Here is a 16,226-nt window from a genome sequence, read left to right on the forward strand (position 1 = left end):
CCCCCGGCGCTCAGGCCGCGTACAGCGCGTAGCCGGCCATCGGGATCGCCACGCTCATGAACAGCACGACGTACATCTGGCCAATCGCCGCAAACTTGACCAGCGTCCACGGCCACGACTGGCCATAGACGCGTTTCTGCATCGCCAGCAAGTACAGCGGCAGCGAGCACAGCAATAGTGTCTGCGCCCAGGCGAGCGCACGCGCCGCCCAGCCCATCTGGGGCGAAAGCCAGTTGCCAGCGAGGGCGCAGCAGAACACCAGCAGCAGGCCGAGCATCAGCGCCGCGTGGCTGTAGAGCGCGATGACGACATGCTCCAGGTACAGCCGGCGCTGGAATATGTAGAACAGCTTGAGCAGAAGCGCGAACAACGGGACCAGGATGAACAGCGTCGTCGGCGCAGCGCCGAGCAGCGCACGACTGAAGACGCCGGGGTCGTCGCGCATGCGGCCGAGGTTGCGTTCGATGCGTTCGCCAAGCGGTCCGCCGATGATCGGCGGCGCCGGCCTGCGTGGGGCAGGTGTCGCATCGCGGCCCACCGCCTCGCCTTGGGCCGCGCTGACCGCGGGGCCTGCGTCTGCTTCGGCGCCTGCGCCGAGCGCGTCGATCCGCGCCTGCGCCTGCTGGCGGAGCAGTGCCTCGACCCCGTCAAGCTGCGGCCCGGCGCCAGGGATCGCGCCGGTGACGAGGCGGGCCTCTTCCAGGTCGGCGAGCACATCGTCGCGCACCCGTACGACCTCGGCGACGGTCGTTGCCGCGGCGATACGCCCACGCGTCTCGCGGTCGAGGCTGTCTGCTGCGATGTCGAACGTCGCGCCATCGACGAGAAACTTGGCGACGAAGAAGGTCAGTAGCGTGAGGATCACGAACAGCCGCATCGGCGCGACATAGCGCACCCGCTGCCCGGCCAGGTAGCGCGTCGCGATACGGCCCGGCACCAACAGGTCTCGCACAGTCCGGAAGATGCGTCCATCAAGATGCCAGAACGATTCGAACACCTCCTCGATCGCATGGCTGGCGTGGCGGACCGGGCTGTGGGTGGACTGGCCGCAGCGGTGGCAGAACGCGCCCTGCAGCGGGGCCGCGCAGTTCTCGCAGGCAGTGGGCGCCGAATCGCGCGCGTGGGCATGAGGCATGGGACGCACCGGCTGGTGTGGCGGCGGACGAAGCGCGCGACGGGAGCGCGCGGTCGCGATTGCGCGGCAGCCCGCCGGCCGATGGCCGTTCCCCCGGGCGATGCGCGATACCCGTAAAATAGCGGACTTGCGCGCCCCGGCGCCAGCGCACGCATCGGTTTCGTACGCGCGGCCGCAGTCGCCAGAGTCGGTCTTATGTCCTCCCCGCCCGCCATCCCGCGCTTCGGTCACGAAGTGCGTCATACGGCTCTCCTTGCCGCCCCCCTGGTTGCCGGTCACGTGGCCACCGGCCTGATCGGCTTCGTCGATTCGGTGATCGCCGGTCACCACGGCACCAACACGCTGGCGGCCGTCGCGGTCGGGACGGCGATTTTCTGGCTGCCGCTGATGGTGCCCATGGGCACCTTGATGGCCGTGCCGCCCTCGGTGTCGCAGCTCGACGGCGAAGGGCGCCACGCCGAGGTCGGGCCGCTGTTCCGGCAGGCCCTGTGGCTGGCCGCCGGGTTGGGCGCATTGCTGCTGGTTCTGCTGACGCTGTTGGCCAACGCGCTGGGGCCGCTCGGCATCGCGCCGGATATCGTGCCTGGCGCGACCGCGTTCCTACACGGCATTCGCTGGGGCGTGCCGGCGCTGACGCTGTATTTCTGCATGCGCTATCTGAGCGACGGCATCCACTGGACCCTGCCGACGATGCTGTTCGGCTTCGGCGGGCTGCTGGTGCTGGTGCCGACCGGCTACGCACTTGCGTTCGGCTGGGGGCCGTTCCCCGAACGTGGCGCCGGCGGCCTGGGCCTGGCTTCGGCGATCATGATGTGGCTGCAGGCGCTGGGCTTTGCGACGTATCTGGCGGTGTCCAGGCGCTTCGCCCGCTACGCGCTGTTCTCGCGGTTCGATCCGCCGCGCTGGTCGAAGATCGGTCCGCTGCTGCGGACCGGGCTGCCGATCGGGGTGACGGTCACAATGGAGGGCAGCCTGTTCGTGGTGACCGCGCTGTTGATCGGCCGGCTCGGCGAGATCGAGGCCGCGGCGCACCAGATCGCCATCAATGTCGCCGCCCTGTGCTTCATGGTGCCGTTCGGGCTGGCCGAGGCGACCACGGTGCGTGTGGGCAATGCGATCGGTCGCGGGCTCGGCAGCGCCGGCGTGCGCCGCGCCGGGTTCGCGGGGCTGGCCCTGGTGCTGGCGACCCAGACTATCTCCGGCATCGCCCTGCTGTTGGGCCACGACCACGTGGTCCGCGCCTATACCCAGGATGCCGCGGTCGCGTCGCTGGCCGGCGCACTGCTGCTCTACGCCGCGGCGTTCCAGTTTCCCGACGGCATCCAGGCGTTGTCGGCCGGCGCGCTGCGCGGCCTCAAGGACACCCGGGTGCCGATGTTCCTGGCTGCCGCGGCCTACTGGGGCGTGGGCATGGCGCTGGGTGCGGGCCTGGGCCTTGGCCTGGGCTGGGGACCGAAAGGCATGTGGATCGGACTGATCGCCGGCCTGTCAGTGGCCGCGGTGCTGCTGGGCGGCCGGTTCCTGCGCACCAGCCGGCGCGTGACGACGCCGTTGGCGTCTCGGCTGTCACAGTGACCACCGGCGCATGCATTCGGCCGGCTGCCCGGGTAGTCTGCCGCGGTGGACCGGAGCGTGCGTGGCATTGCCCACACCGGCAGCGGATCCGGGCCCTTTTCTAATGGAGTCGTATCGAGCATGAGTACCGTTGTGCAGCCCCCGCGCGCGCCGTTGGCGCGCTTCATCGTCGGTCTCTGGGACGGCATGAACTTCATCCGCAGGCTGATCTTGAACCTGCTGTTCTTCGGTCTGTTGTTCCTGTTCGCACTGCTGGTGCTGCTGGCGATCGTGGGTGGCGGCTCGCGGCAGGCGCCGTTGCTCGACCGCACGACGCTGGTGATCGCGCCCGAGGGCGCGTTGGTGGAGCAGTACCGAAGCGATCCGCTGACGCGCGCGCTGGCCGAAAGCGGCGGCGGTGGCAGCGGGGAAGTGCAACTGCGCGACGTGCTGCGCGCGCTCGAGGCCGCCAAGCAGGACGATCGGATCGAGCGCGTGCTGCTGCGGACCGACCGGTTGACGTTCTCGGGCTATGCGTCGATGCGCGAGATCGCCGAGGCGCTGGCCGAACTGCGCGCGGCCGGCAAGCAAGTGGTCGCATTCGGCGAGTACTTCGGCCAGCAGCAGTACCTGCTCGCCGCGCAGGCCGACGAGGTCTATCTCGATCCCGAGGGCGGCATGATGCTCGAAGGCCTGAGCGGCTATCGCCAGTACTACCGCGAAGCGCTGGCCGACAAGCTCTCGGTGGACATGCACTTGTTCAAGGTCGGCGAGTACAAGTCCGCGGCCGAGCCCTTCATTCTCGACGGCGCGTCGCCCGAGTCGAAGGAAGCCGACCTGTACTGGATGAACGACATCTGGCAGCGGCACGTGGCCGACATCGCCAAGGCGCGCGGGCTGACGTCCGAGGCGATCAACGCCGAGATCGAGACCTTGCCGGCCGGCATCGCTGCGGCGCAGGGCGACCTCGCCCAGTACGCGCTCGACCATGGCTACGTGGACGGGCTCAAGACCTTCGAGGAAGTCGAGCAGTTGCTGGCCGAGCGCGGCGTCGCCGACGACGATGCCGACGGCGGGTTCCGCCAGATTGCGATGCGCGATTTCCTGGCCCATGTCGAGCCGCGCGCCACCGACCGGCGTGCGCAGGTTGCGGTGGTCGTCGCCGAGGGCGGCATCACCGGCGGCGAGCAGCCCCCGGGCACGATCGGCGGTGAGTCGACCTCGGCGCTGCTGCGCGAGGCGCGCGAGGACGAGCACGTCAAGGCGGTCGTGCTGCGCGTGGACTCCGGCGGTGGCGAGGTGTTCGCCTCCGAGCAGATCCGCCGCGAAGTCGACGCGCTCAAGGCCGAGGGCAAGCCGGTGGTCGTGTCGATGGGCGATGTTGCGGCATCGGGCGGCTACTGGATCAGCATGAACGCCGACCGCATCTATGCCGATGCCTCGACCATCACCGGCTCGATCGGCATCTTCGCGCTGGTGCCGACGTTCCCGCGCACGCTCGAGAAGATCGGTGTGCGCACCGACGGCGTGGGCACGACCCGCTTCGCCGGCGCCTTCGATCTGTCGCGCGAGCTGCAGCCCGAGGCCGGGCAGGCGATTCAGGCGATCATCGACCGCGGCTACCGCAACTTCATCGGCAAGGTCGGCGAGGCGCGCGGCCGCAGCAGCGAGGAGATCGACACCGTCGCACGCGGCCGCGTGTGGAGTGGCACCCAGGCGCTCGACCGCGGCCTGGTCGACGAACTCGGCGGCCTGCGCACCGCGATCGCCAAGGCGGCCGAACTCGCCGAACTCGGTGCCGACCGCTGGCGCGTGCGCTACATCGAGAAGACCGCAACGCCGTTTGGGCGGTTCCTGACCGGCCTGGTCAGCGGCCGCGCCGGTAGCCTGCTGTTCGGCCACAGCGACCTCGCGCGCGGGCTGCTGTCGCGCGCCGCGCCGCGGGCCGAACAGGACCTGCGCCTGCTCGAGAGCGTGATGACGCCGGTGCCCGGCAAGCCGGTGAAGGCCGTCGCCTACTGCTTCTGCGAACTCTAGCCCGTCACGCGCAAAGCCAAACCGGGGTCAGAGTGCAATTCTTTTTGAATTTGCACTCTGCCCCCGGTTTTTTCTGACCCCGGTTCTTTTCAGCGGCGCACGTCCAGGCGGCCGCTGTCCACGAGGGCTGCGACGTCGTCCGCGCCGACGAGGTTGAAGTCGCCGGGGACACTGTGCTTGAGGCGCGCGGCGCCCAGGCCGAATGCCAGGGCCTGCGCGTCAGCCATGCCCGACAGCACGCCGTGCAACACGCCGGCGGCGAAGGCGTCGCCGCCGCCGATGCGGTCGACGATGCCGTCGACCGGCAGCGGGTCGAGTCGGTGGACCGCGCCGTCCCGGCGCACGAGCAGGGCGCCGAGCATGTGCGTGTCGACGTTGCGCACGTCGCGCTGGGTGCAGGCGATCCGCTGCAGGTGAGGGAAGGCCGCGAACGCACGCGCGGCGGCGGCGATGGTGCGCTCGGCCGCCGGCAGGCCCGCCTCGTCGGTCTTCGGACCCAGGATCAGGTCGACGTCGCGATGGTCGATGAAGGCGATGTCGGCCTCGGCGATCAGGGCATGGAGCAGCGGCGCCGGCCGGTCGTTCCAGGTGGCCCACAGCTTCGGGCGGAAGTTGCCGTCGAACGACACCAGCGCGCCGCATGGCCGCGCGGCACGGACGGCCTCGGCGGCGGCCTGCGCGCTGGCCGGGCCGACCGCGGCGGTCACGCCGGACACATGCAGGCAGTCGATGCCGTCCAACAGCGATGGCCAGGCGTAGGTCTCGGCGGCTGCGCGCGCGAACGCCGAGTCGGCGCGGTCGTAGACGACATCGCTGGGGCGCAGACCCGCGCCGGTCGCCAGGAAGTACAGCCCCATGCGACCCGGCACCCGACGCACGCGCGACACGTCGACGCCGTGTCGGCGCAACTCGCCCAGCGCGCCATCGCCGAGCGCGTTGTCTGCGACGGTCCCGGCGAATGCGCTGTCGTGCCCGAACCGGGCGAGCGAGACCGCGACATTGGCTTCCGCGCCGCCGACATGAACCTGCAGTTGCCGGCTCTGCAGCAGCAGCTCGCGCCCCGGCGCGCCAAGGCGCAGCAGCAGTTCGCCAAAACAGAGGATGCGCTTGCCCATGCGTGATGCCCTGTGGGATGGGCCGGCGCCGCGCGCTGGCCGGGGGTGAGTCTGTCGCGCCGCAGCATGCGTCGCTGACAGTGTTCTGATAGCGTTTGGCCCGCGGTGTCATTTGGGCGCCGTCACCACATTAGCAAGCGCGACGATGCAGTCAAGCCGCGCCACACCATGCACCGGGCACCCTGGGAGGGGACGTATGAGGCAGTGGGTCGATTCAAAAAAGACACCGGTTACCTTGTTGGCGACCGGCATCGCGCTGGCGCTCCAGGCGGCCGCTTTCCCGGTGCTCGCGCAGCAGGCCACCGGTACTGACGATCAGGCCGCCGAACTCGATACGGTGCGGGTGGTCGGCTACCGCGCAAGCGTGGAAAAGGCGCTCGACATCAAGCGCGGCGAGGCCGGCGTGGTCGATGCGATCGTCGCCGAGGACATCGGCAAGTTCCCGGATCTCAATCTCGCCGAATCGCTGCAGCGCATTCCCGGTGTGGTGATTGCGCGTGACGCGGGCGAAGGCCGACAGATCACCGTGCGCGGGCTGGGCCCTGACTTCACGCGCGTGCGCATCAATGGCATGGAAGCGCTGACGACCGTCGGCGGATCCGACCAGAGCGGCGGCGCCAACCGTGGACGCGGCTTCGACTTCAACGTGTTCGCCTCCGATCTGTTCTCGCAGCTGATCGTGCGCAAGACCGCGTCGGCGGACGTGGAAGAGGGCTCACTCGGTGCGACGGTCGACTTGCGTACCGCGCGCCCTTTCGACTACGACGGCCTCACCGTCGTCGCCAGCGGTCAGGCGAGCTACAGCGACATGGCGGCGAAGGCCGACCCGCGGGTCGCCGGCCTGATCGCCAATACCTGGGCCGACGGTCGTTTCGGCGCCTTGCTTTCGGTCGCTTATAGCGAGCGTCAGACGCTGGAGGAAGGCAGTGGCACCGGACGCTGGGCCAACGGGCCGAGCAATGGCGGCTTCAATGGATGTCCCACGGCGACGAATCCGATCAACACCTCGCCGTTCCCGGACGCGTGTCGAAGCGACGTCTATCATCCGCGCTTCCCGCGTTACACCTTGATGGAGCACGACCAGAAGCGCACCGGCGTGACGGCGTCGCTGCAGTTCAAACCCACCGATCGCCTGGAGTTCGCGCTCGATGGCCTGTACTCGAAGATTGACGCTGTGCGCGACGAAAAGTACATCGAGGCAATCTCGTTCAGTCGCAGCCGTGCTGGCAAGCCGCAGACGATCGTTCGCGACGGCGTCGTCGATGACCGCGGCGCGCTGATCTACGGTCAGTTCGACAATGTCGACATCCGTTCCGAGAGCCGCCACGACGAATGGAATACTGTCTTCACTCAGCTCACCTTGGACGGCAAGTTCGCCGTCACCGACGACTTCACGCTGTCGGGAAGGATCGGAACGTCGAAATCCGAACATGAGAATCCGATCCAGACCACCATCATCATGGACAAGCTTGATGTCGACGGGTACAGCTACGACTACCGCGGCAATCCCTACCGGCCGGTGCTGAGCTACGGCATTGATCCGCTCGATCCCGCCGGCTGGACGCTCGCCGAAATACGCCTGCGGCCGCAGTACGTCGAGAACAAGTTCGACAACGCGCAGATCGACTTCAACTGGAACATCAGTCCGGGCTTCCGCCTCAAGGGCGGTGTGCAGGCCAAGGACTACACGTTCTCGACTCGCGAACTGCGACGGAAATCAGAAGGCGCCGTTCCGGCGTTCGCCGATGGCAGCCAGATCGTGCCTTCCGATCTCACCAGCACCGGTACTCTGAGCGGCATAGGCGGTTCGCCCGGACGCTGGGTGATCCCCAGCTACGCGCGTATCGCCGACTACTTCGACATCTACAGCGGCCAGGGCACATTCGCGCTGACTGAGCGTGCGGTCAATACACGCAGCGTCGAGGAGCAGGATCGCGGCATTTACTTGCAGGGCGAGTTCTCGACCGATCTGGGCAACATTCCGTTCTCGGGCAACTTCGGCGTGCGTTACGTGCGCACCAAGCAGTCTTCTACTGGCATCGCAACCGCCAGCGGCACCCCGGTCACCTCGACGGTGTCGCGCGAGTACAGCGATACGCTACCGTCGATGAACCTCGTCGCTGAGATCGCGCCGGACTTCCTGATCCGTTTCGGCGCCGCGCGCGTGATGTCGCGGCCCGGCCTGGGTTCGTTGACGCCGGGCGTCACGGTCAACGTCAGTGGTGGTGCGCGTACCGTCAGCGGCGGCAATCCCACGCTCGAGCCGGTGCGCGCCGACACTGCCGATCTGGGCTTCGAATGGTATTTCGACGAAGGCGCGATGCTCGGGCTCGGCCTGTTCTACAAAGACCTCAAAACGACCATTCAACCGTTCCGGGAAGTGCGCAGCTACGCGTCCAGTGGGCTGCCCGCAAGCCTGCTCGAAGGGACGGGGGCGACTGTCAACGACGACTTTGTCTTCAGCGTGCCGCTCAACACGCCTGGCGGTCCGCTCAAGGGCTTCGAGGCGAACTACGTCCAGCCCTTCACGTTCCTGCCGGGCGTGTGGCGCAACTTCGGCGTCCAGCTCAACTACACCTATGTCGACACCGACATCCAGTACGTCACGGCGAGCGGCGCGACCTCGCTGCGTGAGCGTCTGCTCGGCTCGTCGAAGCGCTCCTGGAACGCGACATTGTTCTACGAGGGCGAGAGCTTCTCGGGACGCGTGTCCGCGACCAACCGTGACGACTACCTGATCCTGGTGCCGGGCCAGGAGGCGGGCTTCACCGAGGACGTGCACGGACAGAATGGGACCACGACGATCGATGCGTCGCTGCGCTACCGGATCAGCGATCAGATCGAACTGAGCCTGGAAGGCATCAACCTCACCAACGAGCCCTCGGAAACCTGGATCGGTGCAGCCTCCCGCCTGCCGCTCGACTACAGCCAGACCGGCCGCCAGTACCTGCTGGGTCTGCGCTACAAGTTCTGATCCTGCTGTGCGACAAGACGGGGCGGCCTTCGGGTCGCCCCGTTTTCGTGTCTGCGGACCAGTGGCTTGCAGACGAATAGCGGCACTGTGCTCGATGCGCAGGGCAGGCGCGTTGCACGCATCCGACGTCCTGCTTGTTGCGCTGCAAGATGCACCGCCCGTGTCGGCGCTGTTACCGTTCCGGCCCGAATGACCAGCGGTGTCATTTCGGGGGCGGTGATGGTCCATCTGCTCGACGCGCGACACAGGGGGAGGAGCCCGACCATGCAAGACACGACCGATCGCTTGAAGACACCGGTTTCCATGCTCGCGGCCGGGATCGCCTTCGTACTGGCTTCGCCGGTCTTCGCGCAGCAGGCAGAAGGCCCGACTCACGTGTCCGACATGGCGGCGGTCACGGTCACCGGCTATCGCGAAAGCCTGCAGAAGTCGCTCGACGAGAAGCGCTACAGCATCGAGCAGGTCGATGCGATCTTCGCCGAGGACATCGGCAAGTTCCCCGACCAGAATCTGGCCGAGTCGCTGCAGCGCGTGGCCGGCATCTCGATCGATCGCGAGGGCGGCGAGGGCCAGCGGATCTCCGTGCGCGGTCTGGGCTCGGACTTCACCCGCGTGCGCCTCAATGGCCTGGAAGCGCTGGCGACAGCCGGCAGCGGCAGCGCGGGCGTCAACCGCTCGCGCGGTTTCGACTTCAACACCTTCGCCTCCGAGCTCTTCAGCCAGGTCAAGGTCAACAAGACCCAGTCGGCGCAGATGGACGAAGGCTCGCTGGGGTCGACGGTCGACCTGCGCGGCTCGCGCCCCTTCGATTTCGACGGGTTCCGCGCCTCGGCCAGCGGCCAGCTGGGCTACAACCAGCTGTCGGAGGAAAGCGACCCGCGCGTGTCGGGCCTGATCAGCAACACCTGGGCCGACGGCCGGGTCGGCGCGTTGCTGTCGGCATCCTACAGCGAGCGTTCGATCTTCGAGGAAGGCTACAACCCGGTGCGCTGGGAGCACGGCAACCACCGCAATGCCAACCAGTCCAACGCCAACAACAACGGCACCTACGGCTTCTGTTCGCCCGTGGGCTACGACCCGCAGACCCCACGCAATCCCGCGTCCGGCGAGCTGGGCAATCCGAAAAGCAATAACGGCTATGGCACCTGGGGCATCGACGCGGCCCATTGCGGTACCGGGCTGCCGCGGCCGGAAGGCTCGCAGGCGAACATCGACGCCTATGAGACCGCGACCAACGCTTGGATTCCCCGCTACCCGCGCTATATCCGCACCAAGCACGAGATCGAGCGCCTGGGCGTCACCGGCGCGTTTCAGTTCCGAATCAGCGACGACACCCTGCTGAGCTTCGATGCGATGTACGCCAAGCTCGACAAGGACCAGCGCGAGGATTCGCTCGGCGCCAATCTGCACCGCGCGGCCAATCTCGGCGGCAAGACCCAGATCATCGTGCGCGAGGCCCAGGTCGATGAGCGCAATCGTCTGGTCTACGGCGTGTTCGACAATGTCGACTTCCGTACCGAGTCGAGCCAGATCGAGGAATCGACCGAGTTCAAGCAGTTCAGCCTGCAGCTCGAACACCGCTTCAACGACGCCGTCCGCCTGGACGCCACGCTCGGCCATTCGGTGTCCGACTATGCGCGGCCGGTGTTCTCGATGGTCAGCTTCGACAACGCCAATCTCGACGGTTTCGTGCTGGACATGCGCGGCGATGCGCGGATGCCCAGCATGACCTTCCCGTTCGACACCAGCAGCGCCGATGCCTGGTCGTGGCTGGGCTACGGCGCTGTGCCGGTGAACGCCAACGGCACCGCGCGCGGCGCCAACATCAGCGAGGTGCGGCTCAACCCGAGCTACGTGAAGAACGCCTTCGATACCGCCAAGGTGGACCTGGCCGTCGACGTCACCCCGAGCCTGACCTTCCGCACCGGCCTGGCATGGAAGGACTACGAGATGCGCAGCCAGGAATATCGCCACATCAGCTACGGACGTCTGCCGCAGGCGCTGCCGGCCGGGGTGACGCTGGGCGATCTGAGCACCACGCTCGACGGCTTCGGCAAGAATCTCTCCGGCAACATGCCGGCCTCGTGGCTGATCCCGGATTTCGATCGCATCGCCGATCTACTCGATATCTACAGCAATGCCGACAATGGTGTGCCCGGCGGCGACTTCCGGCTCGCCGGCATCGGCCATTTCGGTGCCTCGAACAACAACTTCGAGGTCACCGAGCGCAGCATGGCGGTCTACGGCCAGCTCGATTTCAACACCGACCTGCTCGAGCGCGCGCTGCGCGGCAATGTCGGTGTGCGCGTGGTCCGGACCCAGATCGACGCCTCGGGCTGGGCGCCGTGCCCGGCGGGCGGCGAAGCCAACTGCGAACGTTTCTTCGGCGTCGCCAGCGCGACCGCCGATGCCGGCGAGCGTCTGCTGGTGGGGACGACGGTCGGCCACAGCTACACCGACGTGCTGCCGTCGCTGAACCTGTCGTGGGACGTGGCCGAGAACGTCGTGCTGCGCTTGGGCGCCGCCAAGACCATGGCCAGGCCGACCTTGACCTATATGTCGCCCAGCGTCAGCGGCGGGCCGACGAATTTCTTCGACGATGGGCGGGTGTTCTCGATCAACCTCGGCAATCCCAAGCTCGATCCGTTCCGCTCGACCAACTACGACCTCAGCGCCGAGTGGTACTTTGCCGAAGGGGGCCTGCTGTCGGCGGCGGTGTTCTACAAGGACATCGACAGTTACGTGCAGCGCACCCGCCTGCTGAGCACGTGGGCCGACCTGGGCTACGCCCTCGAGCTGCTGCCGCCGGGCTTCACGCCCGAGACCATCTTCAACGTGCAGAGCTACTACAACACGCCGGGTGGCCCGCTGACGGGCTGGGAGCTGACCTACCAGCAGCCGTTCTCGTTCCTGCCCGGGTTCTGGCGCAACTTCGGCGTGCAGATGAACTACACCCACGTCGATTCGGACATCGAGTACCTGTTCAGCACCGCGGCCAACAGCAATGCCGCGGTGGTGACCCAGGTGACCGAGAACCAGTTGGTCAACCTCTCGCCCAACTCGTACAACGCCACGCTGTACTACGACGACGGCCGCTTCAGCGCGCGCATATCCACCAGCTACCGCGACGGCTACATCGGCGAGGTGCTCAGCCGCGAGAACGTCTGGGACCTGGACGGCAACCAGCTCGCCACGGCCGATGTGACTGGCAAGCACAGCGTGCGCAACGTCGACTTCAACATGGCCTACCGCGTCAACGACAAGCTCAGCCTGACGTTCGAGGCGATCAACCTGCTCGACACCGCCGACCGGCGCTATGTCGATTCGGACCTGATGCTGCCCGACCGCTACACGGTGACCGGGCGGCAGTACTACGTCGGTGCCCGTTATCGCTTCTGAACCGACCCTGCGCCGGGCGCGAGGGTGCGTTCGCCGCTGGCCTTGCGCGCCACTGCGGCGCGAGGCACTGCCTGCCTGGTGCGGGCGTGCGGCCGGGGCGGCATCGTCCGACAATCCGTCCACGTGCCGGCTGCGGCCGGCGCATCTGTCGAGGGAGGCAACCGCTTGAACCCGATGTCGATCCGAGTCATCGCCGCCGCGTGTGCGTTGGCCCTGTCCGCCGCCGCACATGCGCAGGCGCCCAGGCTGCTGTTCCATGTCTCGGCCGATGCAGGGCTGGTGGCCGACGTCGCTGCCGGTGATCCGGTCCCCAACTTCCAGGACAAGGTGCGCCTGGTCGAGGACGGCGTGCGCGGCAGTGCGATTACCTGGGACGACGATGGCGTGCTGTCGTGGGACGCGCCGGGCAACATCGACGCGCAGCGCGGCACGCTGAGCTTCTTCTGGCGCGCGCGCGATCCGGTCGGTGAGGCACCGTTCGTGATCTTCCGCGTCGGCTATGCCGACCATTCGAGCTGGGACATGGCCTGGTTGCGCATCGACTGGAACGGACACGGCTTCGACGCGTTCGTGACCGATACCAACCTGGCACGTTCGCGGGTGTCGTTCCGCATGGACACGCCCCCGGCCGCCGACGCCTGGACCCACATCGCCTTCGGCTGGGACGAGACGCTCGGCGTGCGCCTGTATGTGGACGGCCATGAGGTCGCACGCGAAGACCGGCCGGCGAACGCCCAGGCCGGCTTCGACTACGACGCCGGTCTCGACCAGTTTGGCTTGGCAGCGCGCGTGCTCGCGCCGCACCAGGTGCAGAGCCGCTACAACTTCCTGCGCGGCAGCGATTTCGACGACATCCGCATCCACGACCGCATGCTCGATGCGGCCGCGGTCCAGGCCGTGCGCGCGTTCGCGACGCCGACCACATCGGTCTCGCCCGTTGACCGCCATGCGGCGTGGTTGTTCCGGCACGGCTGGCAGAACGGGGTGGCGCCGCCGCTGCTCGACGCGCCGACCACGTCGATCCGCAAAGTCGAGTTCGCCGATACCCGCGATCTCAAACAGTGGATGTGGAAGGCCACCGACGGCATCGCCGAGACCACCTGGCCCGGTGTCTACAACCGCTCGCGGCTGCGCGGGCGTGACGACTACTTCCAACTGCCGGACTGGAACACCTATGTCGAGGGTGGCCGGGCGCTCGACCTGACCCTGCCCGACGAGCCGGTCAACCGGGTCGAGATCCGCGGTGCCGCCTACGGCCGTGTGCTGGCCGGCGACAATGTGGACAGCCTGCAGCCGCTGTTCGAACGGCCGCAGGGCATCGTGCGCAGCGTCGACGACCTTCCGCTGCGCCGCGGCGGGCACCTGCGGTTCGAGAACGTCGCCCAGGAGACGCCGATCCAGGAAATCTGGGCCTATCGCGTCGAGGCCGCCGACGAGCCGGCAGGCTCGGTGCGGCAGGTCTACACGGTGCGCAGCGACGCCGAGGTCGACTACACCAATCTCGCCGATCTGCGCGGCGACATCGAGGGCCGGTTCGCGCCGGAGGAACGCAGTACCGTCATCGCGCTGCCCGGTCGGGCGGCGTATCGCAGGCGCGCGCCGGCGTCGGCCGATGCGCCTCGGCAACCGGTGGTGCATGTGCTGATTCCCTCGGGCATCGGCGATGCGCCGGCCGCGCAGCCATTGATCCGCAGCTGGGCGCACAGCTGGGAGAACATGTACGACGGCCTGGACGGCATCGCGATCGACCTGCCTGCGCTCGACCTGCCGGCCACGCATACCGCCGACGGCACCGGGGCGATTCCGCTCAACATCCGCGTCAAGGATCCGATCTGGCCGGCGCGCGACATGATCGACGTCTCGGTCTCGGTGCGTCCGGGCCAGGCGCGCACGCTGTTTCTGGACTTGCGCGACCGCATCCTCAGCGACGACAGCCTGTGGATCAGCATCGCCTCGGCAGCGCCGGGCTTCGACGCCGCCGCGCTCGATGGCGCGCAGATCCGCATGGTCTACAAACCGCGCGCCGAGGCGCTGGTCGAGCATGTCGCCGACCGCTTCAACCAGGTACGCGACAACTGGGGGTTCCTGGTCGAGGAGCACACCACCTCCAAGCGCCAGCGGCTCTACGCGCGCGCCTATGCCGACATCAGCGACTTGCTGCGGGTCGATCCCGACCACGCGCTGGGCCGGTTGTACTGGAACTACATGAGCTACAACAGCCAGGGCCGGCCACCGTTCGTGCAGCCCGAGCCGCCGGCCGGCGTGCCGCTGTGGGCGTTCCGCCAGCTCGAGGACCTCAAGGCGGTCCGGCGTTTCGTCGAATGGTGGATCGATGAACGCCAGGTCGCCTTCGGCGACTTCGGCGGCGGCATCTCCGACGACAGCGACCTGTCCCAGCAGTGGCCGGGGCTGGCGTTGATGGGCGTGATGCCCGACAAGATCAACGCCTCGATCACCGCCCTGGCCGACGCGGCCTATGCCAACGGCATGTTCGCCGGCGGGCTGTCGACGATCGAGACCGACGAGCTGCATGCCTACGAGGAAGGCATCAACACCAACAGCGCGATGGCACTGCTCAACTGGGGCGATCCGCTGACGATGACCCGGCTGATGGACACGGTGCGCGACCTCGACGAGAAGATCGTGCTGCGCAACCCGCAAGGGCATCGGCTGTTCTCGAGCAACTGGTTCGGCGGGCGCAAGGTCTATCGGGAACCGCGCTGGCAGTGGCAGAAGCCGTACTCGTTCCCGGTGCTGCACCCGGCCTTCGTGCTCGGCGTGTTCAATGCCGACCCGACCAGCCGATCGATGATCACCGAGCTGGCCGATGGCTATCTGGCGCACGCCTACACCGACGAGGCGGGCGCCTGGCAGTTGCCCAACGAGATTCACTGGGCGACTGGCGAGCGACGCGGTGGCGACCTGTTCGACGGCTCTGGCGGCGCCGATACCCTGCACCTGTACTGGGCGGCGTGGCGATGGACCGGGGATGCGAAGTACCTGCGTCCGCTGCAGTACCGAGTGGACCGCAGCGGCCCGGCCGGTCTGTCGAACCTGGCGGAGAACTATGTCGACGCGCTCGACCGGCGCGCGGACTGGGGGCAGCGCCTGCAGCAATCGGCCGACAGCGGCGAGACCGGCGTGCAGAGCGTGTTCGCCTGGCAGCAGACCGGCGACAAGCGCTATCTCGAGGCGCTGCATGCCGACGGTATCCAGGCCAAGGCGCAGCGCGAATACATGAACACCGAAGGCCACTGGTGGTCGGATCGGGTCGAGGCGCCGAGCGAGTTCCTGCAACGCGCGCGGCTGGGCGGACTCGCGCTCAAGCGCAATACGACCTACCCCGGGCACACGGTGAGCTGGCGCTTCGCCGACGACGCGCAGGCGGAAACTGTCGCGTTGCTGGTGTCCGCGCTTTCGCGCGAACGCTTCAAGGTCGTCGCGTACAACACCGGCACGCGCACCGCGCACGCGACGATGACCGGCTGGAACGTCGCCCCCGGCCGTTGGCGGATGGTCAGCGGCGTGGACCGCACCGGCGACGAGAGCATCGACGGCCGCGCGCACATCCGTGAGGTCCGGCTCGAATCGAGTGCGTCGGTCGACCTGGCGTTCGCGGCCGGCCAGACCCAGGTGTTCGAGTTCGAGCGCATCGAAGCCGGCACCCCGGTGGAAACGCGTCCGGACATCGGCATAGGCCGCGGCGATGTGCGCGTGGTCGACGGGGCGGTCGAGGCGACCGTGCACAGTCTCGGCCATGCCGACGCGCCGGCCGGCGTGGCCATTCTTGAAACGGCGGATGGGCAGGAACTCGCACGTGCGGACCTACCGCCGCTCGCCGCGCCGCGCGACCTGCGTCCGCGCACGGCCACTGTGCGCCTGCAGCCGCCGGGTCGCCTGCCCGACGGCGCGCGCGTGCGGATCGCCTTGCCCGGCGATGCCGAAGAAGTCACGCGGCTGAACAACGTCGCGCCGGTGCGCTGAGGCACGTTCGGCAGGTGCGGGCGTCCGG

The 16,226-nt window shown here is 67.9% G+C and carries 7 protein-coding genes; 5 read left to right on the forward strand and 2 right to left on the reverse strand.

The window, feature by feature from the left end; translation table 11 throughout:
• Positions 1 to 10 precede the first annotated feature (10 nt).
• A complete protein-coding gene (locus ABE487_RS02580; RefSeq protein WP_346441659.1) occupies positions 11 to 1,135 on the reverse strand; it encodes a DUF3667 domain-containing protein in 1,125 nt (374 codons plus the stop codon).
• A 195-nt stretch (positions 1,136 to 1,330) separates the two neighbouring features.
• On the opposite strand from ABE487_RS02580, the gene ABE487_RS02585 reads away from it, so the two are divergent.
• Both ABE487_RS02585 and sppA read left to right on the forward strand, forming a co-directional pair.
• Entirely contained in the window at positions 1,331 to 2,710 is a 1,380-nt protein-coding gene (locus ABE487_RS02585) for an MATE family efflux transporter (RefSeq protein ID WP_346441658.1), read from the forward strand.
• A 120-nt stretch (positions 2,711 to 2,830) separates the two neighbouring features.
• On the forward strand, positions 2,831 to 4,726 hold the full coding sequence (gene sppA / locus ABE487_RS02590) for a signal peptide peptidase SppA (protein WP_346441657.1): 1,896 nt from the start codon (positions 2,831 to 2,833) through the stop codon (positions 4,724 to 4,726).
• Positions 4,727 to 4,815: 89 nt separating this feature from the next.
• Here the strand turns inward: sppA and ABE487_RS02595 are convergent, their stop codons facing one another.
• Entirely contained in the window at positions 4,816 to 5,841 is a 1,026-nt protein-coding gene (locus ABE487_RS02595; RefSeq protein ID WP_346447298.1) for a sugar kinase, read from the reverse strand.
• 196 nt (positions 5,842 to 6,037) lie between these two features.
• On the opposite strand from ABE487_RS02595, the gene ABE487_RS02600 reads away from it, so the two are divergent.
• From ABE487_RS02600 to ABE487_RS02610, 3 genes are all read left to right on the forward strand, one after another.
• Positions 6,038 to 8,815, forward strand: a complete 2,778-nt coding sequence (locus ABE487_RS02600; RefSeq protein WP_346450828.1) for a TonB-dependent receptor — start codon at positions 6,038 to 6,040, stop codon at positions 8,813 to 8,815.
• A 264-nt stretch (positions 8,816 to 9,079) separates the two neighbouring features.
• The gene (locus tag ABE487_RS02605; RefSeq protein ID WP_346450830.1) at positions 9,080 to 12,214 is read left to right on the forward strand and encodes a TonB-dependent receptor; all 3,135 of its coding nucleotides are present in this window, start codon (positions 9,080 to 9,082) and stop codon (positions 12,212 to 12,214) included.
• A gap of 174 nt (positions 12,215 to 12,388) precedes the next feature.
• The gene (locus ABE487_RS02610) at positions 12,389 to 16,198 is read left to right on the forward strand and encodes a LamG-like jellyroll fold domain-containing protein (protein ID WP_346450832.1); all 3,810 of its coding nucleotides are present in this window, start codon (positions 12,389 to 12,391) and stop codon (positions 16,196 to 16,198) included.
• The last annotated feature ends 28 nt before the right edge of the window (positions 16,199 to 16,226 follow it).

The sequence above is a fragment of the Luteimonas sp. TWI596 genome, from assembly GCF_039674105.1.
Taxonomy (GTDB): Bacteria; Pseudomonadota; Gammaproteobacteria; order Xanthomonadales; family Xanthomonadaceae; genus Luteimonas.

What these genes read in the sequence shown, in the direction of transcription:
- ABE487_RS02605 (WP_346450830.1), top strand. Translation starts at nt 9,080, where the DNA reads ATGCAAGACACGACCGATCGCTTGAAGACACCGGTTTCCATGCTCGCG.
- ABE487_RS02610 (WP_346450832.1), top strand. Translation starts at nt 12,389, where the DNA reads ATGTCGATCCGAGTCATCGCCGCCGCGTGTGCGTTGGCCCTGTCCGCC.
- ABE487_RS02585 (WP_346441658.1), top strand. Translation starts at nt 1,331, where the DNA reads ATGTCCTCCCCGCCCGCCATCCCGCGCTTCGGTCACGAAGTGCGTCAT.
- ABE487_RS02600 (WP_346450828.1), top strand. Translation starts at nt 6,038, where the DNA reads ATGAGGCAGTGGGTCGATTCAAAAAAGACACCGGTTACCTTGTTGGCG.
- ABE487_RS02580 (WP_346441659.1), bottom strand. Translation starts at nt 1,135, where the DNA reads ATGCCTCATGCCCACGCGCGCGATTCGGCGCCCACTGCCTGCGAGAAC.
- ABE487_RS02595 (WP_346447298.1), bottom strand. Translation starts at nt 5,841, where the DNA reads ATGGGCAAGCGCATCCTCTGTTTTGGCGAACTGCTGCTGCGCCTTGGC.
- sppA (WP_346441657.1), top strand. Translation starts at nt 2,831, where the DNA reads ATGAGTACCGTTGTGCAGCCCCCGCGCGCGCCGTTGGCGCGCTTCATC.